The following is a 22,742-nucleotide window of genomic DNA, read 5'->3' as shown; positions in this document are numbered from 1 at the left end:
AAGTAGGTCTTCTTGACAAAACTAGACCTACCTTTTTTTATCACAAAACGCTACCCACCTTACACTCCAAGCTTTTTAGGCTGCTTCGTCCCCCCTTCAGAAATCATACAAAAATGAAATTAGGATGAAATTTGATAAATCTTAAATGGCATAATAATAAGTCATTAGGTAGATGTTAGTGTATTTGCAAAACCTTATTAAAAGTAAATAAGCCTTGTCGCTATATGTCATAGCGCTGGTAAGTCACTTTTATAGTGAGGAGAGGAAATATTGGACAGCAATCGTACAAGACTGGAACTAATTTCAAACTTTTTCTATCACAAAATTTTTGGCATATATCCTCTAGGGTGATGCAACTTTGCATCTTACTTTTTAAACCTAAGTTTAGGTTTGGTAAAAATTTTGAGGAACCAGCAAAATTTCAAAGCTTTGCCGTTTCAGCTATTATCACTATCCTTGAATTTTATTAGTAAATAGGACTGTAAGTGCATTGATATAAAAATACTTCCAACTAAAGGTTCAATAAAACAAAGCCTCAACTTTGCAGGTACACAAGAGAAAACATCTGTGTCCTACAAATAAGATTTCAGTGAAATGAATGTGCCTTTAAACAATAATGAGTCAAAAAATGAACACAAAATTTACAATTTACAGTCTTGTTGCTTTGCTGACAAGCAGCACTATCACAATCCTCTCTATTACCAACAGCGTCAAAGCCCACGAGCAGATTCAGGCGCAGATTCCCAATCCAAGCCCTATGCATTACGGACGCGAGATCAGGGTTGAAGTAGATAAGCCGTTTATTGAAATGATGATCCCTCATCATCAAAGCGCGATCGAGATGGCTGAAATTACTTTGAGTCGATCTCAAAACCCTGAAGTTAGAAAGCTGGCTGAATCCATTATCGAAGAGCAAACCCGCGAAATAGAGCAGATGCGAACTTGGTACAAGCAGTGGTACGGCACTGAAGTTCCTATGACTGACATGAACATGGATATGCGTAACGAAATGGGAGAGGCTATGATGATTGCCATGCAGCAGCAAGAAATGATGGACAGGGAAATGATAGAAGCGCTGAAAAATGCGTCTGATGTTGACCAAGAATTTCTCCGTCAGATGATTCGTCATCACCAAATGGCAACGATGATGGCTGGCTTAGTTGTTAATAGTGGTAGACATCGAGAAATTAGAGATTTAGCTGAGGCTATTATCAAAAGTCAAAGTGCTGAAATTGCTCAAATGCAGCAATTGCTCCAAAGCATGAATAACTCTTAATCAACAAACCTCTAATCAATCTGGTAAATAATGGCTCAATTTCCGCAAATAAAAATGATGTGGTGTTGTGATTGGGGTGAACTAGGTTAAAGCGTTAATGGTGGGCGGGATATGTACTGCCCACTTTGCCTTAACGACAGGAAAATATTACTGCAACGCCTGCGAGCACTAGAACATTCTATACTTTCAGCACATAACACACGATATTTTTGAAACTACTCAAAAGAATTTGGTAAAAACCCTTGACTCTCTGGTTAGTTGGAGATTTTAGGATAAATCTATGACTTACATACACTTCGGGCAAAGTAAAGCTATTACAGTTCGCATACTTCCCGATTGTGCCAGATAATAGCTCATGCGAGTCAAAAAAGCGATCGCTCGCTGCCTATCCTGCCAGATGAAGGAGTAAATGTAAGAGGTAACTATGCTTTCTAGTTCATCTGTATTAAAAACGATTTTATTTGACACTGGGGCACTAATTGCTCTACTTGTAGGCATTGGTCTGTGGTGGCGAAGGGCTGTCCGTCGCTATTATCTGCCTTGTCCATTTTGGCTGGCTTGGCTTTTAGAAAATCCATACATGGAAGCTATGGCAGGGAGTTCAGTCATTCTAGATCGTCTTAACCTCTCCCCTGGAATGCAGGTACTTGATGTAGGATGTGGAACGGGCCGTATTGCTATTCCTGCTGCTAGAAGAGTAGCACCAAATGGTCAGGTAGTAGCGCTTGATAGCCAATCAGGTATGTTGCATAAGCTAGAGCAAAGGGCTAGCGCCAATAGTATAACTAATATTCGGACGCTTCTGAACAAAATAGAGCCAGGAGTACTAGAACGTAACAAGTTTGATAGAGCATTGTTGGTGACAGTATTGGGTGAAATCCCAGATCGGGAGGCAGCACTTCAAGAGATATTTGCTGCTCTCAAACCGAATGGCATTCTTTCCATTACTGAAGTTATTCCTGATCCCCACTATCAAACACTTGGTACTGTTCGCCGTATAGCTGAAGCAGTTGGGTTTTGCCCCGACCATTACTACGGTAATTTTTTGGCTTTTACAATGAACTTCGTAAAGCCAGATCCGGCACAATAGCAGGGATTAGGGCGATTACAACCGCTTAAAATTAAATCAATTAAATATCGAGCTTATTGCAGCTATAACTTGCTCTCAAGTTAAGTACAGGCTTGAAAAGCAGATGGGTGGATATTTGGACACTGATTTGGAATGGAGGAAAAATGAATCTCACCTCTGAGCAGGTTCACTGGATTGGCGGATTTGCATTTACGATTGTCGCTTTACTGCTCATCTTATATGAAACCCGCTTGGTAAGAGCGGGTTGGTTACCTTATCTGCTCCCCATACTATTGATTGGTTACGGAGTAGAAAGCTTTATAGATCCGCTGGTGCATGGCGCAGCGGAACCTCAGAACTATGGTGCTGAAAGCTTACAACATATTATACAGGGCACACTAATGCTGATTGTTGGTGGTGTAGAGTGGCTTCGTGCTGGTGGACGGCTAAAACATTATGGCTGGGGATTGCTTCTGCCACTTGGTCTTGTTGGGGTTGGGAGCGTGTTTATGTTCCATGCCCAGCATGAGGCAAATGTTCCTCCTTTGCTTCTTCTAGTTCAACATCGGATTTTTGCAATCACTCTTTGGATCGCTGCTGCTACCAAAGCGGTAGCTGAGTGGCCAAACAAAAATTCTCGGGCCTTTTCAATAGCGTGGCTTCTCCCGTTACTGCTGTTTGGATTGGAACTATTGGTCTACACAGAGGGAGGTACTCCCTTAATCCATATGGCTCACTGAATTACTCAAGTATGCAAATAGTAATCGCCACACCTAACAATCCACTAAGTGTCCGTCTTCCATATGAATGATGCGGTCAGCAATATCGAGAATGCGATTATCGTGAGTAACCATTAAGACAGCACAACCCTGCTCCCTAGCCAAACGCTGCATCAGTTCTACTACGTCTCGACCGGATTTACTATCTAAAGCAGCTGTCGGTTCATCAGCCAAAACTAGTTTCGGATGGCTTACCAAAGCACGAGCAATCGCAACTCTTTGTTTCTGTCCACCAGATAAATCATCAGGATAATAATTCACTCTATGACCCAAACCTACAGCTTTCAACATAACTTTAGATTTAGCTTGAGCTTCTTGATTGTCATATTCTTTATGTAGTTCCAGTGACATCTGAACATTCTGGCAAGCAGTCAAAAATCGCAGTAAATTGTGAGCCTGAAAGATATAACCAATATTTCGTCGAATTTGTACTAATTGGTTATTATTAGCTTTGTACAATTCATTTCCTAAAACTTTGAGACTTCCCTCTTGGACAGAACGCAAGCCTCCCATTAAAGTGAGCAAGGTTGTTTTACCTGAGCCTGACTGCCCTATCAAAATAACTACTTCACCAGGGTAAATTTCTAGGTTTATGTCAAACAAAATCTGTTTTCGTAATGCCCCTTGACCAAAGTAGTGATTGAGATTTTGAATAGAAATAATAGGATTTTGTTGTAACATTAGTAAACTAAAGTAAAAATATTCTTTATTCCACTAAAAAATATCTGCTGGATCTGCTGCTCTCAATTTACGTACAGCGATCGCACCAGAAATTGAACACATTAAAATTGTCAAAACTAAAACAAATACAGAGCGGCTAGCACTCATAAAAATTGGTAAAAAAGTGGCAAACTTAGTCAATTCATATAAACCTAAAGAAATACCTAAACCAGGAATGTAGCCAAAAATCGCTAAAATCAAAGCTTCTTGAAAAACAACACGTAATAAATAATTATCTGTAAACCCCATAGCCTTGAGTGTGGCGTATTCGGCTAAATGCTCGTTGACATCTGTGAAAAGTATTTGATACACAATGACTATACCAACTATAAATCCCATCCCCGTACCAAGTGCAAACATAAAGCCAATTGGTGTACTGGTGCGCCAATATTCTTTTTCAAACTCTATAAATCCTTGGTAAGTAAGTATTCTCACATCTTTAGGCAATTTAGCAACCAAATTATTCAGTACTTTTTGTTTATCTACACCTGGTTTTAAAGTAATTAAGCCAATATCAATTTCTCCTGAGCGACGATTTCTAAATAAACGCAAGAAATTTTGGTCGCTGGTGATTAAATTTCCGTCTGCTGCAAAGGAAGGGCCAAGAGTAAACAAGCCAACAGTTTTAATTCTGTAGTTACTAATTTCCGTTAATACCTGGTTGTCACGCTCAAATTGTGCAGCAATTGGCCCATATTCAGAGCGGGAAGAACGGTCAAATAGAACAGTATCAGGCAGTTTTAGCTTATTGAGATTTTGATTAACCTCTGGTAAATTAAATACTGGTTTTTCCGGTTCAAAACCAAACACAAATATGGCTCGATAATCGGCATTGACAGGATTTTTCCAGTCAGCAAAATCAACATAGACAGGGCTGACAGAATTAACCCCTTCAAAGCCTGATATTTGATAGAGACGACGAGAAGAAAACTGTCTCATATAAGCAAGAGACTTGGAACGGGGACTAATCATAACTAAGTCCGCTTTTAAAGTGGTGTGGAAGCGTGCAGCACTATCATAGAGTGCACCCTCAAACCCCAATTGCATAAACATGAGAATATTGGAAAAAGCAATACCCGCCATCGCAACAATCATACGAGATTTTTCGCGGGTAAGTTGTAACCAAGCTAGAGGTATTTTGGACATGATGACTAATGGGGAATAGAGAATGGGTTAGGTAAAGAAAGATTTTCATGCGTTCTAATATACGCAGTTGACGACTGTCTTGAAAATAAGGCAGGAGGCAGAGGGCAGGAGGTGAGGCAGCCCCCCAGAAAGGCGGTTCCCGTCGTAGACGCGGTAGATGCGAAGCGGATAGAAGTAGGTACGGCTTCCCGTCAGGGTAGGGGGACTGCCGTAGACGCGTTCGCCGTAAGGCGTTGCGTTAGCTAGCGGCTTCTCATAGAGTACCCGTTCGCTGTTGGGCGAAGCCCTTCCCGCAGGGTAAGCGTTCCCGTTCCCTCGTAGACGCGGAGCGGCTTCTGTAAAGTAGAGGGTTCCCGCAGGGTAGGGTAGGGCAAAAGGGAAGACTGTTTTCATTGGCTCATTGTGTGATTTATTACATGACTGGCTAGCTAAAATTTTTCTGTATTAATTACTACTTCTACTTGTAAATTGGTTAAACTTCTAACTTGCTTGGCATCTTTTGGATTGAGACGAATTTTAACTTCAACAACTCTGCGGTCTACATCAGCAACGGGATCAGTACTAAAAATCGCTTGTTTTTTTACTTGTAAGCCAACTTGAGTAACCTTTCCATATAGTTCTCCGGGAAAAGCTTCACTAGTAATCCTGGCTTGCTGACCGATACGTACTTGACTGACATCTGTTTCGTATACTTCAGCAACTACGTACATCTGGTCTGTTTGACCCATGTCTGCAATTCCTTCGTTACCAACAATTTCTCCTGGAAAAGTATAAATTTTTAAAATCTGACCGTCTTTTGGTGCGCGTACATAGGTTAATTCCAGATCTGCTTGAGCTTTTTCTACAGCAGCGATCGCACTTTCTACCTCTGCTTGAGCTGCTTGTACATCAGTGGGGCGAACCTCAGCTATTTGGTTTAAAGTTGCTTTTGCTTCGTTAATTTGCTGTTGCAGGGTTTCTTCGGTTTGCTTAAGAGTGGCTTTAGCCTCGTTGATTTGCTGTTGCAAGGTTTCTTCTGTTTGATTGAGGCTTGCCTTAGCTGCATTCAACTGCTCCCTAGCGGTTTCTAATTCTAGACGCTTGCTATCAAATTTGGAAGCTTCAACCGCACCTTCTTTGTATAGCATCTGAAAGCGTCCAAATTCTGTTTGAGCATTGCTCAACTGGGCTTGTAGACGAGCAATATTTGCTTGTTGGGTTCTTCTTTCCCCTAAAAGTTGGGCTTGCAAGCGGGCAATAGTTGCTTGTTGAGTTTTTCTTTCGCCAAATAGTTGTGCTTGCAGGCGGGCAATTTGGGCTTTTTGAGCGTTAATTTCCCCAGTTTTTACCCCAGCTTTTACCTTAGCTAAATTAGCTTGAGCAACTTTTACTTGTTGTTTAGCTTGTTTTAAAGCAGCCCAAAGACGATTATAGTTGTCTAGGATGGCAATTACTTGATTGGAGATAACTTTATCTCCCTCTTTCACTAAAAGTCTGTGGATTTTAACAGTTTCAAGAGAAGTGGAAGCAGACAGGCGAATAACTTCGCCTTGCGGTTCTACGCGTCCTCTGGCACTAACGGTATTAGTAGCAGGAGGAGTAGTTGGCAAGGAAGTTGATGCGGGATTTTGTTGAGTGGATCGGGAATGAAGAAGACTGTAAATAGTCGCTGTGCCAATAATTGAGGTGACGATACTTAGGAAGATAATTACCCACCACTTTTTGGACTTAAGAAACGGCTGCTCCATTACTTTTGAATCATGTATATTCATTTTACTGTTGAAGCTCAAGTTTAATCTAAAAAATCACTGATGAATTCTTTAAAACTAATTAGACTAAAACCTTTACTTTGGACATTTTTAACATCAGTTCGAGTAGGAAATGAGAAGTATGAGCCACCTAATGTTTGAGGGGTTTGTTTCAAATGATATTCATCAAAATTATTTATGATATCGGATACTAATTTTAACCCTTTATTATTAACTAATTTATCCAAACTAAGAATACTATATTCAGCGTTCTCCACTTCCAATTTTTCTTGTCCAAGTATTGCTCCTGAATCAATAGAAGTATCTACAATTTCATGAACCGTTATACCAAATTTACTATCATTTTTAAAAGCTGAATAGAAAACTGGGAATAAGCCTTTACATTTAGGTAAAAGTGCTGCATGTACGTTAATAACTCCTTTTTTTGGTATTTTGATGATTTGTTCTCTAATAATTTGGTCGAAAAAATATATAACGATTAAGTCAAGATTAGCTTGTTTCAATTCAGTGACAATATCTTCACTATTTACATTTGATATTTTAATATGCTGAATTCGATATTTATGGCAAATTTCAGATATAGTAAACTTTTTTCTTTTGCGAATAGTAATGAATGACACTAATCGAAATAGGTAAATTAGCCAAAAATAAAAAATAAAATTACAAGTTAGATAGATGACGAAATCAAACCCTGATCTGCGATAGTTAGTAATAATTTGCTTCAATAAATTACCATGTTTACCACTATACCTATCAGTAGTGACTACAACTGCTAATTTATCATGATGCTCTTCAATAAAGCTAATAATAGCTTCACTTGAGGAATAGCATTCTATATTAAACAAAGCAATTCTTTGCATAATTAAATCCTGTTTTTGCTTGGAAATAAATTGTCAGGAACACTAGTCCAGTGAAAGTTATTGATAAAATTCACAAAATAGATGTTTAGCGATCGCTTCGTTTTACACCGCTGCCACAACAGGCTTTTGCTTAGATATGGCAAGTTCTACAATGTCAGCTGCTCGTCTAACTCCACCTGCGCGTTGAATTGCTGCTTGTAACCTAGATGCATTATTTTTGTAGGAATCTTGACTTAGCACTTCTTGTATGCATATTCGTAGCTTACGGACGCTTAAACGAGCTAAGGGCACTTTTACCCCTGCTCCTGTCCAAGCCAAGCGGGCTGCTGTACCTGGCTGATCGCTAGTAATTGGAATAGCAACCATAGGCACTCCATTATTTAGGGATTCAAGAACAGTATTCAATCCTGCATGAGTAATAGTGAGGGTGGCTTTCTTAAGTAGTTCCATTTGAGGTGCATATTTAACAACTAAGGGTTTTCCAGGTAGTCCTTTTAAAGAGTCCGGGTTGCCACCACCAAGAGAAATTACCAATTGCACATTTAATCCATCACAAGCCTGAGCAATACAATGGAAAACATTCATTAAGCGATTTTGTATAGTCCCCATTGAGGCATAAATCAACGGTTGTCCAGTCAACTTTTCCCAGGGGAAAGGCACGGCTTCCCGACTGGCTGATTCATGGTAAGGGCCTGTGAAATGGAAGCATTGGGGTAAATGCTGCCTTGGAAAATCAAATTCAGCAGGTATCTGACTCAATTGGGCTAATTTGGAGCAGGAATCGTTAACGCGATCGCATGGGGGCAAATTCCAGCTTTGGCGATACTCGTTAATCAGCTTTTGAATTGGTTGAGCGATATGATTGAGCAAAGAGTAAGCGGCTCGGTTCCGCAGATGTGCCCACTGTGCAGAGTTATAGTTCCAAGATGTCACAAAGGGGGGAACGCCGTCTTCTTGATTAACGGGCAAGGCACTGCACACTGTAATGAATGGAAGATCCAAGAATTCTGCAACACTCCCTCCCTCTAGTGTCATTTGGTTTACCAGCAACGCTTCTACACCAGCGTTTTTGAGTGCTTTTGGGGCATCACGAAGTACCATCGCAGCTTCTTTTTGTATTAAATTCAGGTTATATCGCAGTGCAGCAAAGCCGCTCAATTTACCGAGTTGTGTCAACGATTGTGCCGCGATCCCCAAAGGATAATCAGTTTCTCCGATTCTCCAGAAATTCAATCCAGCTGCAAGTGTTTTTGATTGCACATCTGCAATGCCAAATAGAGTAACGCGATGTCCGCGTCGTTGCAGTTCGCGTCCCAAAGGTAGCATTGTGTTGAGGTGACCAGTTTTTGCAGGACAGAGAATGCCAAAATGAGTCATAACTAAAGTAAACTAAACGATTTAACTAGAACTACACTTGCACAGCCTTATGCTTGTTGCTTTTGCAGAGTTATTCTTTGTAAAGTTTGCTGTTTAAGGATTTCCAGCTTTATCCTCTGTTGTTAAACTTGGCAGTCACTAGAGAGAGGATCAAGCATGAAGTAAGAGAAAGAAAAACTTTTTTGGTTTTAAGCCCCCAAAAAGTTTTGCAGTCTGACAAACGAGGATTAACTTACTGGATGAGCAAAGTTTCTCCTGCTAAGTATTTATCCAAAGCAGGTGATATGCTAAGACGTGAAGGAGGGTGAAATGCTAGTGGACGGGCAGCAGTAAACAGGTAAGCAACTTCAGGTGAACTGATAAATGCCATGCCTCCTAATAACTCCACCGCATGAGCAGTAACACGTTCTATAGCACCTTGCACTGCATAACGCACAAACAGCGCCCTTGCTAGTTGATCGCTACCTTGGTTGCTGTCGCTAACCATCATTGACTGGGCTAGCCCTTCTAATGCAGCCATTGCTCCTTCAACTTCAATCGCTAAAATTGTCCGCTCAGAGGATGTACCCTTGTTAGCTGCAATAGTTCGTTCTACTAAAGCACTAGCAATACCAAGGTAAGATGCAGAGATCAGCATTTCAAACCAAAGAAAACCCCTTGTTTGGACATAATCTAAATTTTCAGCACTGCCAGTATAAGAAATTAGTTGTTCTGGAACTTTGACATCGTGAAGAACAACTTCATCGCTTTCTGCACCCGCTAGTACTGAATTAGTCCAGAAGGGACGACGCTCAATTCCTGTAGTATTTGTCGTCGGGATAATAACGACCGCTAATTCGCTACCATCTCCTGATTTGCTGGGAATAGAAACACTTGCAGTCAGCAAATCCATTGATGCAGATAAGCTACAAGGCTTTTTACTACCGCTAACTGTTACACCGTCAGCTGTGCGTTTTACCTGCATATTTGGACTGAGAATGCCTGCACCTGTCTGTCCTTCTGCAAATCCGGAAGCTACGTAGAGGTTTTGCTTGGCAATCCCCTCAAGTAACATCCACTCGAAGCCAGTTCCCGAACCTTGGGCAATCATCTCCACAATGGTTGCAACTGAAAAATGATGCATCGTGGTGGCGATCGCCAGCGAAGGCGCACGGCTGGCGATCGCTCTTTGAATCCGAACAACTTCCACAGGAGTTGCTCCTAAACCCTTATACTTGGTTGGAATTAATAAACCAGGGCCACCAAGTTCACGAAATATTTTTATGGCTGGATTTTGTGGCTTTTCCATTTCCAGTAAAGGAATGTACGCCAATTTTTCATCAAGGTCTGGCAGAAACTTTGTCAGGATTGTTCGTTCTGGTTTGAGAAAATTCACCTGTAAAACTCCTATTTACTGTGAAATATTTATTAGATACTTGGCAGCAATGGGATACTGTTTATAAATGTTGTATGACGGAACTAAGACCGGATTAGGAAACAGAATATTGAAACTCTTACGAATAATCCAATTAAGTAGAAATTCCGTACCTTTTATATACATATAGAGTGGCGTTTGATAGGAGCCTAATCTGGCTTTGAATGTGTCTGCTGTTTGACCAAAGTCAATTTTTGATACATTCTGTTTCAACGCTTCATCTAGAGCAGCATACATTAAATTGAAATACAGGTCTGACTCTGCATTTAGACTGTAATCTAATCTGCAAAATAGGTAATGAACACTTGATTGTGTACAAAGAGAACAATTGAATGCCACTATCTTGTCATCTTTATAAACAAGAGTGAAAAGTAATTGCCCAGAGAAATAAATTGCTAACTCTCGAAAGAAAGTGATAGGTAGAGTCTCCAGTTGATTTTCAGATTTTTGGACAACTGCTTCATACAATTGATGCATTTCTGGAGTATAGATTTGTAAAATTTTTTCTGTATCTTTCAACTGGACAACGCGAAGACCAGCTTTTTCAAATTTACGTTTTGACCTTTTAATATCATTGCGGTAGTGGGACTTTAAAGCAGCACAGTATTCCGAAAAATTAGCAAACTTTGCCTTAAAGCTATGCATAGGTAAACTTTCTGCTTTGAGATAATTAAGCTGTAGCAGCGCATCTAATTGATTGCATTCTTGAGAGTTAAACTCTTTGTAAATAATAAGCTTTGTTTTTTCTTTGGCTGCAATAGTATTCATAATACTATCAAGCAATTTTATAATCAACTCCTGATTAGCATTTTCTACAAAAATTAAATGGTTTTTACCGATAGAAATAGGTAAACCACAAAAAAGAACATTTAAATATAAAAATGATGGCAGCAAGCGTCTAACATGAGTAATAAATTCTTTAGTGCCTTTACTAGCAACAACTCCTAAGTCAGCTTTAAATGTAGATAAACTAGTACAAGCAGACGGATTACCATTTTGGTCATAAAAAATAACATACCAGAATTTGCTAAAGCCCGCCATAGTTTTTTCAATTGTCAATAAGAATCCAATATCCATGTAAACATTAGAATCACTTGTCTGACAAACTTGCTTCCAATCGTCTAAATTTACATCAAGGATTGAATTGTACAATTTACAAGAGTAATCATTCTCAATTTTAATTAAGCAGTCAATAGCTTTCGTCATTTATTTGTACCATCTCTATAATAGAAATAGATTTCAAGTTAAATCAGAACTATTTTTCTGTTTTGATAGCTCCAGAATCAATCTGCAACTATCAAAACAAGGTGAGGATTCCTATTTATTCAACTTATGCTGCTGAAACTTGGTCTGGTACTTGTGTCTGTGATGAATTAATTTGAACTGGTAAAAATTCCACTTCTTCACCAAACAAACCCCTAATAATTGCTGTGATATTTTCCTGTAGTGCCTGTATGGCAATAGGATCAAGAATTTGACTTAAAGAGGGAATACCCATGTCAAACTCAGCTAAAAATAGTATCAGGCAATCATCTTCTTGATTTTGAATTTTCCACTGTCCAGAGAAATGTTCAACATCACCTTCAATCTGATTGAAGCTAATCGTATAATTTGAGGGATCAAATACATCTTCTTCTGTCCAAGACATCACACCGCCACGAAAATCGACTTCCCAAGTAGAAATAGTCCGTCCGTCAGATAATACTTGGCTAGTGACGCTATGTACAGCTTGACTATTGTTTGGGTATGAATCGAAGTCGCAGAGAATCGGATAAATTTCTTCGGCACTGCGATGGGAAACTTTAGCGACAATTTCTAGGTATTGCATGGATAAAATCTCCTTTATGAATTAGCGATATTTAAAGATGAGTTACGTTTAGAAAGAGCGATCGCACTGTCTGAAATTGCACTTAGCAGCCAATCAATATCTGACTCACTCAGAGTTGCTGGTGGTGTCAATCTGACAACGCGGTGAGCATTAAGTGAATAGGAAACCAGCACATTTCTGTGCATGAGTTCAAACATGAAATCACCAGCCAGATAATCAGCTTCAAACTCAATCCCAATCAACAGTCCGATCCCCCGAACTTCTCGAACTAGATGAGGACATATTTCGCCAACAATTTTCTGCACCTCAACAACTAACTTTTCACCCAGTTCTTTGGCTTTGGGTACGATATTCTCATTTTTAATAACGTTAATTGCTGCTCGTGCGGCAACTGTGGCTAAAGGACTACCTGCAAACGTTGATGTGTGCAACAGCGGATCTTGATTGAGCCTTTCATAAGCTTGAGCAGAAGCAACAGCAGCGCTGACAGGTATTACTCCTCCACTTAAAGCCTTCCCTACCAGCAGAACATCAGGAACTACTTCTTCTCTATCTGCTCCCCACCAAGTTCCCAGCCGCGCGAGTCCCGTTTGAATTTCATCCAAAATCAAAAAAGCTCCATACTGGCGGCAGAGCCTCTCTACATCGCGCAGGTAGCCTTCGTAGGGAACAATGACACCACCTTCTGCCTGCACAGGCTCCAAAATCACACAGCATTCATCACCGTGATGAGAAAGTACATTTTCCAGTGCTTTTGGATCTGCAAAGGGGATAAACTCGACTTCTGGAAGCAGAGGCTGGAAAGGCAAGCGATAGGCTGCACGACTGGTAACACTTAACGCTCCCAATGTCTTACCGTGGAAGCCTCCTTGCATTGCAACTAGCTTGCGTTTGCCAGATAAACGCGCTAGTTTGAGACCGGCTTCTGTGGCTTCCGCACCAGAGTTACCAAAGTATACGTAGTCTAAACCTTTGGGAGTGACAGAAGCTAAAGTTTCTGCCGCCGAAGCTAATTCAGCATTTAAAAGCGCGCGAGTTGATAATGGATGACGCTCCAGTTGTGCTTTCACAGCCTCGATCACGGTAGGATGACAGTGACCGATAGTAAAGACACCGTAACCACCACAAGCCAGATACTTTTGTCCGCGTTCATCAAAAACGTAGTTTCCAGAAGAACGAACCTCAACATGAGTACCCATTAATTCCGCCAGCTTGGCAAGAGATTTATTAACGTGTCGTTTTTGCCCTTGGATTACAAGCTGTCTAAACTTAGCTGCTTGATGTGAATCTGGGTATGTTTCCATACTTTCAAGCATTTGTTGGCTTTCTTTCATCTCACTCTCAATTTCTCAATAGATTGATTAACTAACCTGAAAATGTGGTTTGATAGGCACTTTCTGTCTCTGGTTTTGATGTTCTAGCAATGCCAGTTCTACTAAAGGCATTGCTTTGCCGTAGCGAAACCAGGGAATACCAGGCCAAAGATGATGGATAATATGATAGTTTTGATTCAGCATCAATATCTGCAATAGTTGCCCCTTAAAGATGCGTGTGTTCTCCAAAGGATGTTGGGACTCTTGGGGAAAATGCACAGCCCATGCAACCGTTAGTTCAATTAACGCTCCAGCCACAAGCAGTGGAATAACCCATAACCATAAAACATCTTGCAGATGACCCATCCAAGCCGCACCGATGATAATAGACAACTGCAATCCCACTGTTATTAGATGTTCAATTAATTGCGGATGTTTATTAGACCACAAACGGCGATTAATCATGAAAGAGTTGTCGTGTGTTAAACGAACTAAAGTCCAAAGAGGTAACAACCAGCGTGGTTTTCTACCAATAACGTAGTCCGGGTCGTATTCTGGGTGATTTGTAAACGCGTGGTGCTGGGGGTGCAAGATACGGAACAAGGGGAACGTTGTACCCTCTAGAGCTGCTGCGATCCGCCCAACCCAGTTGTTAACCGTGCGGTTAGGATGTACTAAACGATGTACAGCTTCGTGATTCACTGTATACAGAGCGTACAGACATAATAAGTTAATTGCTGCTGAGGCTTGAAGAGGCAAATATTCTAAAAGATAGGCAATAATTGATGCTGAAAAGATGTTAATGATAGCAACAAATAGTAACAGGGTAGGATTGCCAAAGGTGCTATCTGGTATTTGCATTAGAGAGTGGTCAATCTCACGCAACCTCTGATTCACTAACTTACTTTCCACGTATGCCTCACTAACTAAATGCACTGTAATTTGAGCAAGAGTTTTCTACTCTTGCTCTTGGGACTTGCAACTATCTATGCAAATACTGGTGTCAGAGTCTGAGTTTCTAAGTGCTGGCGAATTCGAGATTTGTTTTTGTCGTTGACTTGTAAATAGTCATTCTCCAAAAACCATTCAATAGCCTTAATAGCAGCTTGTTGAACACTGCTTTTAGGTTCAAACCCCAACTCATTTTTAGCTTTGCTGGTGTCGAGATAGTAGTAAAGGCTGGAGAATTTGACCATCGGTGCGGTGTAGAGTGGATGTTGGTTGGTGATGTGGTCAGAAATAAATTCCAGAATTTGAGCTAGCTTGACAGCACCTGCCTGGGGTAGTTTCAATTTGGGAGCGGGAACTCCAGAAATTGCTTCTAAAGCCGAGAACAAATCAACAACGGAAAGGTTTTCATGTCCTAAAATATAGCGATCGCCTACTTTCCCTTTCTTAGCTGCTAGGATATGACCGTAAGCCACATCATCAACATCGATGAAATTAGCACCGCCATCAATGTAGCCTGGTATCCTGCGGGCGAGAAAGTCTAGAATCAGTTTGCCAACGGGATTTGGCTTGATATCTCTTGCACCTAGAGGAGCGGAAGGCATAACAATAACAATTGGCAATCCCCGCGCTGCGAATCGATAAGCTTCAAACTCCGCAGAATATTTTGACTGTTCGTACTCCATCGACATACCCCACAGATTGAAATTGTGATTCTCCGTGGTGGGGGTGTCTTTTCCGTAACTACCAATTGTAGAGATGGTACTGGTGTAAACTACTTTCTCTACATCCTGTTTGAGTGCAGCAGAAAAAACATTTTTTGACCCCTCAACATTAACCCAGTCAAACAGGTGGCGGTCTTTACGAGGAACCCAAAAAGCTACCATTGCAGCACCGTGATAAACAGAATGACAGCCCTGCATGGCCCGTGCTACCGAATCATAATCGGTGATATCTCCGTAGGCAATTTCAATATCCAGTTTCTCCAAATTTCTTAGATCCGAACCCTTTCTGACTAACGCTTTGACTTGTTGACCATCTTCTTGAAGTTGACGAACAATAGCAGAACCTACAAAGCCTGTAGCACCAGTGACTAAAGCTTTCATGATTTATCCCTCCAATTATTGAGTTAGAAAAGTGAAAAAACTATTGTTTTTAGTGACCGAATGGACAGTCAGACTTTTTGTGAGAGGCAAACTGTCGCCAGGGATCGGGCTGCGAAAAGAAGTTGGGCTTTAGCTCAACATTTTCATAGTTGCGGTGGAAAACTGGCGTCGTTGAGCCGGAAATGGGAGGTACAATCCATCCCCAATCGGCGTAGGTGGTTCTTCCCGCAAGTGCTTCGCTCTTCTCAAATTGCACGAAGCGACGAGTTTCGCTGTGGTGGTCAACCATAGTCACGCCAGCACGTCGGAACGAGTATAAAACCGCAACATTTAACTCAACTATGGCGCGGTCTCGCCACAGGCTATGGTCATAGCGGGTATCCAAACCCATTCGTTTTGCCACAACGGGCAATAAATTGTAGCGGTTCTCGTCTGCAAAGTTGCGAGCAGCTATTTCCGTACCCATGTACCAACCACTAAAGGGTGCGGCTGTGTACTGAACCCCGCCAATCTCTAGCATCATGTTGCAAATTGCTGGTAGCGCGTGCCATTTGAGACCAAGCTCTGCAAACCAAGAGTAATCAGGATGCTGAATTGGCACTTCCAGCACTGCATCACGGGGTAACTCAAACAGCTTTGGACGCTGATTTGGCATCTGAATCACGATGGGCAGGATGTCAAAGGGTGTACCTTCGCCTCCTTTCCAACCCATTCGCTGCACGAGTTCCGTGAACTCGACATACTTGGGATCACCGACAACCGAACCGTCTGGTTGTCGGTAGCCTGCATAGCGAATGAGCTGATCGTTCCAAATGCGGATTCCAGGTTTGCCTGGTTCTTGGGGCGCAAATACAGTAGCAAGGGATTTGATGCGACCGCCGTTAGTGCATAACCGCAGATGCTCAACCAAAGCCTCGAATATTTCTTCTGCCTGATTCAAGCTGCGGCGATCGCGAACTTCTAGTGAGTTCCAATAGCTGCGTCCCACACACCGGGTACTGTTACGCCATGCCAATTTGGCTCCGTAAGCTAGTTCATCAAAGCTTTGCCAATAGGTTCCAGTTTGTTCTACCTCGCTCTCTATTTCCGCAATTCTATCTAAGCAGGGTTCCTGAAATACTTGTTCTTCTTGCAACAATGCCAGAAATGCTTTGGCGTCAGATAAAATAGTGTTATACGTTCTAAAACCGTGTTGCAAGGCTAAGTTGTTGATTAGCATAGTATGTCAACAATCGCATTTAGCAAGTTGGACACGGTCTTTCTTAGCTTTTGCACCAGAGCAGGCCCTTGTTTGACTAGCCCAGTATTCCAGGCTGTGTGTTAAGGCAGTTTCCAAATGTGGTAGCGGTGCTACACCAAAGCGAGTTTCCATCTCTGGTAATGACGTAGGAAAAGGTTCCTCATTACACAGATAGGGCGCAACTTGAGCAAACCAGTCAAAACCTTTTTTGACGGATTTTGGTAACTCTGACATAAAGGCAGGACGGATCAGACGGTCTACAATATCAGGGCTGACCATGCGTGGTATGTTAATTTGTATACCTTTACTTTTGCCAAATTCTGCAATTAAATCTGCTATCTGGCGTACCGTCAAGGCTTTATTTCCAGAGGTGCTCCAATATTCACCTGCTACGCAATCATGCTCAATCAGTGCCGCTATAGCGTTAGCAACAACATCTTGAGGAATAAAATCTATATATGCTTGCGGTAACATTGGCAGGATGGGCAAAAAACCTCTAAAAAATGAACCTACGATGTTATAGATGCCCTGAAAACGTGCAATTTGACCTGACCTAGAATCACCAATCACTATCGAAGGACGAATAATTGCATGGGGCAATCCACTCTCTCTAACTAACCGTTCTCCTTCTCGTTTCGAGATAGTGTATGTATGCTCTAATGGGCCATTTTTGCGTTGATGAGGACGGATAAAAGCAGTACTGATATAGTAGAAGGGAACTTGAGCGATCGCCGCTAATTCCAGCATATTTTCCAAACCGCGTACGTTTGTACGATGAATCAATTCATCTGATTCACCAAAATCAGTGATTGCAGCTGAATGCACAATGCAGTCAACGCACTTTGCTATATCTTTTAGCTGTGTCTGACTAAGACTAAGCCCAGGCAATGAAATGTCACAAGGAATGGTAGTAGCATTAGGATGAGAGATTGGCTTTCTGTACGTTAGACAAATAACTGAATGTGCATAAAGTCGGGCTAATAAGGCTTGACCAACTACTCCTGATGCACCAGTGAGCAGGATAGTTTTCCTCTGAGGAAAATGATTTATGTACACTATTTTTAATCCTTACACTACAAGTGAATAATGGAATTAACCGTTATCCAGCAACATGGTTACAAAACACCAAACAATCACTATTTTTGCAAGTGTTGTATTTCTTGTTTTTCTCTTTTGTAATTCACTTGCAAAGCATAATTATTGTTTGATAAGGATAGATGATGATTGATATCCCGCATTTGTTGCAACAGAAATTCTACTTCAGTCTCAAGCTGGCAAAACTTTAATTGCTGCTCAAATGGATACAAGAACTGTTTTCGCTCCATTTTGGATTTTTGCTCCATAATATGAAATACCAAGAACACAAAGAAGGTAAAAAATCTTTGATTTTGATACCTCAAAAATTATTGCAGACATTTTTGATTTCATCTCATGTTATTTGACACCTGTTACTAGTTTTACAACTTCATTTATTACCATATAAGTTCTGCACTTATTCCTTAACGATTGCTTGTTAATTTTCTACAGTGTTGCCGAATAGTTTTTCGGAAAAATACAGATTATTTTTGATAGCCTCCTTATTTAATTCTGGTACAGGAGAAATTATTAACTCCCGTCTACTTATACGAATTAGTCCAAATGATTATGCAAGGCATTTACAAATTGTTACATAAGATTATTTTTTCAAGGAAAACACTTTAAAACAACAAACTAAAGCATTTCTAAAGAAAGGCATTACTGAATAACCTTTGAAGCCTACTCCAAATTTAGAGAGCGATCGGGGAGAACTAGGGGAGGCTGAAGCGGTCAAAAAATTTGTGTATTCATTAGAGCGAGAAAATTTCATCCTGATTTCATCTTGTTGTGATAAGTCAGTCTTACACTATATCTGTCTAACTTTAAATTCAGATTTTGTAAAATATTTCATCTTGATTTCATTTTGTTGTGGTATGTCAGTCTTGCACTACATCTGTCTAACTTTTACATGAGGTTTTGCGATAAATTTCATCCTGATTTCATCTTGTTGTGATAAGTCAGTCTTACACTACATCTGTCTAACTTTTACATGAGGTTTTGCAATAAGTTTCATCCTCATTTCATCTTGTTATGGTTCCTATCTCATACCTGCTATCTTAAAAGTGAGGATTGGCAAAGTATTTCATCTTAATTTCATTTCCTTGTGAGAACTTGATTATAGAGTTCTCTCTTTAGCTATAAACGACAAACACAACATATATATAGATATCTGCATTCAGAATTTATAACTAGAACGTTTAATTTGGAGAATCACTATGCCCGTTGAAAAAGATGGCAACCTAAATACCCCTAATCCCCATCATTTTGGCGGTAGTCTGCTGATACTCCTCTTTTTCCTGTTTCTGTTCCACTTTTTCATTGCTCCGGGAATGCGTCCCTCAAAAACTGAAGTTCTCTACAGCCAATTCCTCAAAGATATAAAGGAAGGCAAAGTTGCCAAGGCTTTAGTGGGAGAAAACCAGATTGAGTACACTCGCAAGACAGAGCAGTATCAAACTCAGCAAAATCAGCCTGCTCCTCCAGAAAAAGTCTATGTCACCACACCCATTCCCAATGACCAGAACCTACCAAAATTGCTCGAAGATAAAAATGTGGAGTTTGGAGCTATACCGCCGGAGCGCGGCAACTTTTTGACTACCCTATTAGGCTGGGTGATTCCCCCACTGATTTTCGTTGCTATTTGGGGCTTTATATTAAATCGTGCTCAAGCAGGAGCTGGAGCAGCCCTGACCGTAGGTCAAAGCAAAGCCCGTATTTATTCTGAGGGTAATACTGGGGTCACCTTTGCTGACGTAGCTGGAATTGACGAAGCTAAAGAAGAACTACAAGAAATAGTTGAATTTCTGAAAAACTCTGCCAAATATACTCGTATTGGAGCGAAAATTCCCAAGGGGGTATTGCTAATCGGCGCACCAGGAACAGGTAAAACCCTGTTAGCTAAGGCTGTAGCTGGGGAAGCGGGAGTACCCTTTTTTAGTATCTCTGGCTCCGAGTTCATTGAATTGTTTGTCGGTGTAGGTGCAGCGCGGGTGCGGGATTTGTTTCAACAAGCGAAAAAACAAGCCCCCTGCATAGTTTTTATAGATGAATTAGATGCTTTAGGTAAATCTCGCGGTGGAACAGGGCCTGTCATGGGAGGTAATGACGAGCGCGAACAAACTCTAAACCAGCTTTTAACTGAAATGGATGGGTTTGAAGCTAATACTGGGGTGATTATTCTGGCGGCAACTAATCGTCCGGAAGTGTTAGACCCAGCGCTACGCCGTCCTGGTCGCTTTGATCGCCAAATAGTCGTTGATCGTCCAGATAAAAAAGGGCGGGAGGCTATTCTTCAAGTACACGTCAAAGCAGTTAAATTAGCCCAAGATGTGGACTTAGGGGTGATTGCAACCCGCACACCGGGGTTTGCAGGTGCAGATTTAGCCAATTTAGTTAATGAAGCGGCACTATTGGCTGCTCGTCAGAATCGAGAAGCAGTAACGATGGCTGATTTTAATGAAGCCATTGAACGGGTGATTGCAGGTTTGCAGAAAAAGTCCCGCGTCCTCAATGAAGTGGAAAAAAGAACCGTCGCCTATCATGAAGCAGGTCATGCTATTGTGGCAGCCTTAATGCCTGGGGCTGGCAAAGTTGAAAAGATTTCTATTGTTCCTCGTGGCGTGGGAGCTTTAGGTTACACCTTGCAACTACCAGAGGAAGACCGCTTTTTGATGGCAGAAGATGAAATTCGCGGTCGAATTGCTACACTGCTTGCGGGGCGTTCTGCTGAAGAGATTTTTATCGGTAAGATTTCCACCGGAGCCAGCGATGATATCCAAAAGGCGACAGATTTAGCTGAACGAGTAGTCACCCTCTATGGCATGAGTCCAAAATTGGGGCCTGTCGCCCTAGAAAAAGTACAGCAGCAATTTTTGGATGGCTTTTCAAACCCGCGTCGTTCTGTCAGTCCCACGGTAGCGGAAACAATTGACCAGGAAGTGAAAGACATTATAGAGGGGGCGCATCATATCGCCTTACGCATTCTGGAAACAAATCGTTCTTTATTGGAGAAAATGACTCAAGATTTACTACACACAGAAATTCTTGAAGGCGAACAACTACGCCGTTATTTAGACCAGGTTCAAGCACCAGCAGAATTAGCAGTCTGGTTAGGCACAGGTCAAGTTTTATCTATAAATTAGCCAAACTTCTTTGTACATTATTCGTGCCAGTTTTGCACTTCTGAAATATCCTGGTTATGGTGTTTTTTTCAAATTTACAGTTACTAATTGGAGAAAAAATGAAGCGATTTTTTACTGCACTTGCCATCACTTCAACTCTTTTTATCACTCAAGCTTGTGCCTCACAAGTAAATAGTAGTGAAACACCAGACTCTAATGCTAGCACCGTAAGTAATGCGAATTCCCATGCGGATCACAATATGGAGGGTTCTAAAACACCAGAGGCAAAGGAGAATTCTCATGGCGGTCATAACATGGAAGGTTCCCATAATGAGCATTCTGATCATTCCAAGTTAGAACCTGCGATCGCTACTGCAAAGCTTACCCTCCCCACCAAGATTACTCCCAACACTCCTGTACCTATAGCGATTGAAGTGAAAGACAAAAATGGCAAAGCTATTGCTAATTTTGACAAATTCCAAGAAGAACTAATGCATTTGATTGTTGTAAGTGATGATCTCCAATCTTTCAATCATATCCATCCCATATATAAAGGAAATGGACGCTTTGAAGTCCAAGCTAATTTTCCCCATCCAGGCGGTTACACCCTTTTCAGTGATTACAAAGTAGCTGGAAAAGCAGAACAGGTTTCGGTCTTGAAAGCACAAGTTCCAGGTAAAAGTCCAGCGGCACCCACAATTGATTTAGCTACTACAAAGACTTTTGGTAATACTAAGGCTAATCTCAAGCTATCTCAACCGACATTAAAAGCTGGACAAGAAGTTCATGTAATTTTCAACTTACAAGATGCTGTCAGTAACCAACCACCGAAAGACTTGAAACCTTATTTAGGAGAAAGAGGGCATTTAGTTATCCTTAAGCAGTCATCACCGTTAACACAAGTAGACTATATTCATGCTCATGCAATGAAAAATACTCCAACTGGTGAGGTTCATTTTATCACCCATTTCCCGAAACCAGGAAAATATAAAATTTGGGGTCAGTTCAATCGTAATGGCAAAATCATCACTGCTGATTTTTGGGTAGACGTGCAATAGTCATTTAAAATTTCATCTTAATTTAGTAAATTAAAAAATATCATCCTGTACCTAGATTTTAATTCATGTCTCAGGCTTTATGATAGTGCTTGTATAGTACTATAAAAGCCTGTTTTATTATTACAAATAAATTAAAAATTAATTAAAATAAATTTAGAATAGTATACTTTTAGCTTTAGAAGAAATAAGAAATTCTTAGTAGAAAAAATAATTTTATAATCTTATTTTATATAGATTTACCTGTATTTCATCTTAATTTCATTTTATTTTTCTATAGTAAGTTTTAGAGACATGTTCCTCATGTTTCATAACCCCAATGGGCTTGTAGTTGTACTATAAGCCTATTTTCTTGTGGCAAACAGCATACTATGGTAGGGCATTCTATTTCATCTTAATTTCATCTTGATTTTCTATGTTAAATCTTAGAAGCTTATCCCTTGGCTTTATTTCACAATATTATCAGGCTTTTTAGTTTTGCCATAACGCTACTACAAGAAGCTTAATTTTCTAGGATCAATAAGAATCGAATCAAACTTAGCCCAGAATTTCAAAAGTCTAGCTTCATTCCTCGGTCTATACCGCGAATAAGAACCCGAACATAAAGTACTTGAAAGCTAGCATTAGGGGCTTCAGTAGAATTCTTAGAGAAGATTATCATAGATTT

Annotated in this window: 19 protein-coding genes; 5 read left to right on the top strand and 14 right to left on the bottom strand. The window is 40.7% G+C overall.

Going from position 1 to position 22,742, the window contains the following annotated elements:
• Positions 1–628 precede the first annotated feature (628 nt).
• The 3 genes from UYC_RS0100830 to UYC_RS0100820 all read left to right on the top strand — a co-directional run bounded on the left by UYC_RS0100830 (position 629) and on the right by UYC_RS0100820 (position 3,085).
• The gene (locus UYC_RS0100830; RefSeq protein ID WP_016879195.1) at positions 629–1,276 is read left to right on the top strand and encodes a DUF305 domain-containing protein; all 648 of its coding nucleotides are present in this window, start codon (positions 629–631) and stop codon (positions 1,274–1,276) included.
• 424 nt (positions 1,277–1,700) lie between these two features.
• On the top strand, positions 1,701–2,366 hold the full coding sequence (locus UYC_RS0100825) for a class I SAM-dependent methyltransferase (RefSeq protein WP_016877497.1): 666 nt from the start codon (positions 1,701–1,703) through the stop codon (positions 2,364–2,366).
• Between the two features lie 92 nt (positions 2,367–2,458).
• Positions 2,459–3,085: a hypothetical protein gene (locus tag UYC_RS0100820; protein ID WP_235083043.1), complete on the top strand. Its 627-nt coding sequence runs from the start codon at positions 2,459–2,461 to the stop codon at positions 3,083–3,085.
• Positions 3,086–3,118: 33 nt separating this feature from the next.
• On the opposite strand, the gene UYC_RS0100815 is transcribed toward UYC_RS0100820, so the two are convergent.
• From UYC_RS0100815 to UYC_RS0100750, 14 genes are all read right to left on the bottom strand, one after another.
• Positions 3,119–3,805, bottom strand: coding sequence for a DevA family ABC transporter ATP-binding protein (locus tag UYC_RS0100815; RefSeq protein WP_016877495.1), 687 nt, complete (start codon positions 3,803–3,805; stop codon positions 3,119–3,121).
• 33 nt (positions 3,806–3,838) lie between these two features.
• The gene (gene devC / locus UYC_RS0100810) at positions 3,839–4,990 is read right to left on the bottom strand and encodes an ABC transporter permease DevC (RefSeq protein ID WP_016877494.1); all 1,152 of its coding nucleotides are present in this window, start codon (positions 4,988–4,990) and stop codon (positions 3,839–3,841) included.
• A 428-nt stretch (positions 4,991–5,418) separates the two neighbouring features.
• Positions 5,419–6,717, bottom strand: a complete 1,299-nt coding sequence (locus UYC_RS0100805; protein ID WP_016877493.1) for an ABC exporter membrane fusion protein — start codon at positions 6,715–6,717, stop codon at positions 5,419–5,421.
• A 44-nt stretch (positions 6,718–6,761) separates the two neighbouring features.
• On the bottom strand, positions 6,762–7,598 hold the full coding sequence (locus UYC_RS0100800) for a formyltransferase family protein (protein WP_016877492.1): 837 nt from the start codon (positions 7,596–7,598) through the stop codon (positions 6,762–6,764).
• Positions 7,599–7,700: 102 nt separating this feature from the next.
• Positions 7,701–8,975, bottom strand: coding sequence for a glycosyltransferase (locus UYC_RS0100795; protein ID WP_016877491.1), 1,275 nt, complete (start codon positions 8,973–8,975; stop codon positions 7,701–7,703).
• Between the two features lie 232 nt (positions 8,976–9,207).
• Entirely contained in the window at positions 9,208–10,350 is a 1,143-nt protein-coding gene (locus UYC_RS0100790; RefSeq protein ID WP_016877490.1) for an acyl-CoA dehydrogenase family protein, read from the bottom strand.
• A 15-nt stretch (positions 10,351–10,365) separates the two neighbouring features.
• Positions 10,366–11,595 (bottom strand): GNAT family N-acetyltransferase, encoded by a 1,230-nt coding sequence (locus UYC_RS0100785; RefSeq protein ID WP_016877489.1) that lies wholly within the window; start codon positions 11,593–11,595, stop codon positions 10,366–10,368.
• Positions 11,596–11,719: 124 nt separating this feature from the next.
• Entirely contained in the window at positions 11,720–12,217 is a 498-nt protein-coding gene (locus UYC_RS0100780; protein ID WP_016877488.1) for an SRPBCC family protein, read from the bottom strand.
• A 14-nt stretch (positions 12,218–12,231) separates the two neighbouring features.
• Entirely contained in the window at positions 12,232–13,551 is a 1,320-nt protein-coding gene (locus tag UYC_RS0100775; RefSeq protein ID WP_016877487.1) for an aspartate aminotransferase family protein, read from the bottom strand.
• A 27-nt stretch (positions 13,552–13,578) separates the two neighbouring features.
• The gene (locus UYC_RS0100770; protein ID WP_016877486.1) at positions 13,579–14,391 is read right to left on the bottom strand and encodes a fatty acid desaturase; all 813 of its coding nucleotides are present in this window, start codon (positions 14,389–14,391) and stop codon (positions 13,579–13,581) included.
• A gap of 125 nt (positions 14,392–14,516) precedes the next feature.
• A complete protein-coding gene (locus UYC_RS0100765) occupies positions 14,517–15,584 on the bottom strand; it encodes an SDR family oxidoreductase (protein WP_016877485.1) in 1,068 nt (355 codons plus the stop codon).
• A 49-nt stretch (positions 15,585–15,633) separates the two neighbouring features.
• On the bottom strand, positions 15,634–16,803 hold the full coding sequence (locus UYC_RS0100760; protein WP_016877484.1) for a nitric oxide synthase oxygenase: 1,170 nt from the start codon (positions 16,801–16,803) through the stop codon (positions 15,634–15,636).
• A gap of 6 nt (positions 16,804–16,809) precedes the next feature.
• Complete coding sequence (locus UYC_RS0100755) at positions 16,810–17,880, bottom strand: SDR family oxidoreductase (protein WP_071588475.1); 1,071 nt, start codon at positions 17,878–17,880, stop codon at positions 16,810–16,812.
• A gap of 80 nt (positions 17,881–17,960) precedes the next feature.
• Entirely contained in the window at positions 17,961–18,149 is a 189-nt protein-coding gene (locus UYC_RS0100750) for a hypothetical protein (RefSeq protein WP_235083042.1), read from the bottom strand.
• A gap of 966 nt (positions 18,150–19,115) precedes the next feature.
• Here UYC_RS0100750 and ftsH point away from each other — a divergent pair.
• Entirely contained in the window at positions 19,116–21,041 is a 1,926-nt protein-coding gene (gene ftsH / locus UYC_RS0100745) for an ATP-dependent zinc metalloprotease FtsH (RefSeq protein WP_016877481.1), read from the top strand.
• A gap of 98 nt (positions 21,042–21,139) precedes the next feature.
• The gene (locus UYC_RS0100740; RefSeq protein ID WP_026087658.1) at positions 21,140–22,078 is read left to right on the top strand and encodes a hypothetical protein; all 939 of its coding nucleotides are present in this window, start codon (positions 21,140–21,142) and stop codon (positions 22,076–22,078) included.
• Positions 22,079–22,742: the final 664 nt, after the last annotated feature.

It is taken from the genome of Chlorogloeopsis fritschii PCC 6912 (assembly GCF_000317285.1).
Classification (GTDB): Bacteria; Cyanobacteriota; Cyanobacteriia; order Cyanobacteriales; family Nostocaceae; genus Chlorogloeopsis; species Chlorogloeopsis fritschii.
This window is presented reverse-complemented; position numbering and strand designations above follow the sequence as displayed.

Bases quoted from the DNA above. Each gene is read 5' to 3' on its own strand.
- UYC_RS0100750 (WP_235083042.1), bottom strand. From the start codon at position 18,149: ATGGAGCGAAAACAGTTCTTGTATCCATTTGAGCAGCAATTAAAGTTT.
- UYC_RS0100830 (WP_016879195.1), top strand. From the start codon at position 629: ATGAACACAAAATTTACAATTTACAGTCTTGTTGCTTTGCTGACAAGC.
- UYC_RS0100760 (WP_016877484.1), bottom strand. From the start codon at position 16,803: ATGCTAATCAACAACTTAGCCTTGCAACACGGTTTTAGAACGTATAAC.
- UYC_RS0100770 (WP_016877486.1), bottom strand. From the start codon at position 14,391: ATGCAAATACCAGATAGCACCTTTGGCAATCCTACCCTGTTACTATTT.
- UYC_RS0100780 (WP_016877488.1), bottom strand. From the start codon at position 12,217: ATGCAATACCTAGAAATTGTCGCTAAAGTTTCCCATCGCAGTGCCGAA.
- UYC_RS0100765 (WP_016877485.1), bottom strand. From the start codon at position 15,584: ATGAAAGCTTTAGTCACTGGTGCTACAGGCTTTGTAGGTTCTGCTATT.
- UYC_RS0100795 (WP_016877491.1), bottom strand. From the start codon at position 8,975: ATGACTCATTTTGGCATTCTCTGTCCTGCAAAAACTGGTCACCTCAAC.
- UYC_RS0100805 (WP_016877493.1), bottom strand. From the start codon at position 6,717: ATGGAGCAGCCGTTTCTTAAGTCCAAAAAGTGGTGGGTAATTATCTTC.
- UYC_RS0100800 (WP_016877492.1), bottom strand. From the start codon at position 7,598: ATGCAAAGAATTGCTTTGTTTAATATAGAATGCTATTCCTCAAGTGAA.
- devC (WP_016877494.1), bottom strand. From the start codon at position 4,990: ATGTCCAAAATACCTCTAGCTTGGTTACAACTTACCCGCGAAAAATCT.
- UYC_RS0100775 (WP_016877487.1), bottom strand. From the start codon at position 13,551: ATGAAAGAAAGCCAACAAATGCTTGAAAGTATGGAAACATACCCAGAT.
- UYC_RS0100815 (WP_016877495.1), bottom strand. From the start codon at position 3,805: ATGTTACAACAAAATCCTATTATTTCTATTCAAAATCTCAATCACTAC.
- UYC_RS0100785 (WP_016877489.1), bottom strand. From the start codon at position 11,595: ATGACGAAAGCTATTGACTGCTTAATTAAAATTGAGAATGATTACTCT.
- UYC_RS0100740 (WP_026087658.1), top strand. From the start codon at position 21,140: ATGAAGCGATTTTTTACTGCACTTGCCATCACTTCAACTCTTTTTATC.
- UYC_RS0100825 (WP_016877497.1), top strand. From the start codon at position 1,701: ATGCTTTCTAGTTCATCTGTATTAAAAACGATTTTATTTGACACTGGG.
- ftsH (WP_016877481.1), top strand. From the start codon at position 19,116: ATGCCCGTTGAAAAAGATGGCAACCTAAATACCCCTAATCCCCATCAT.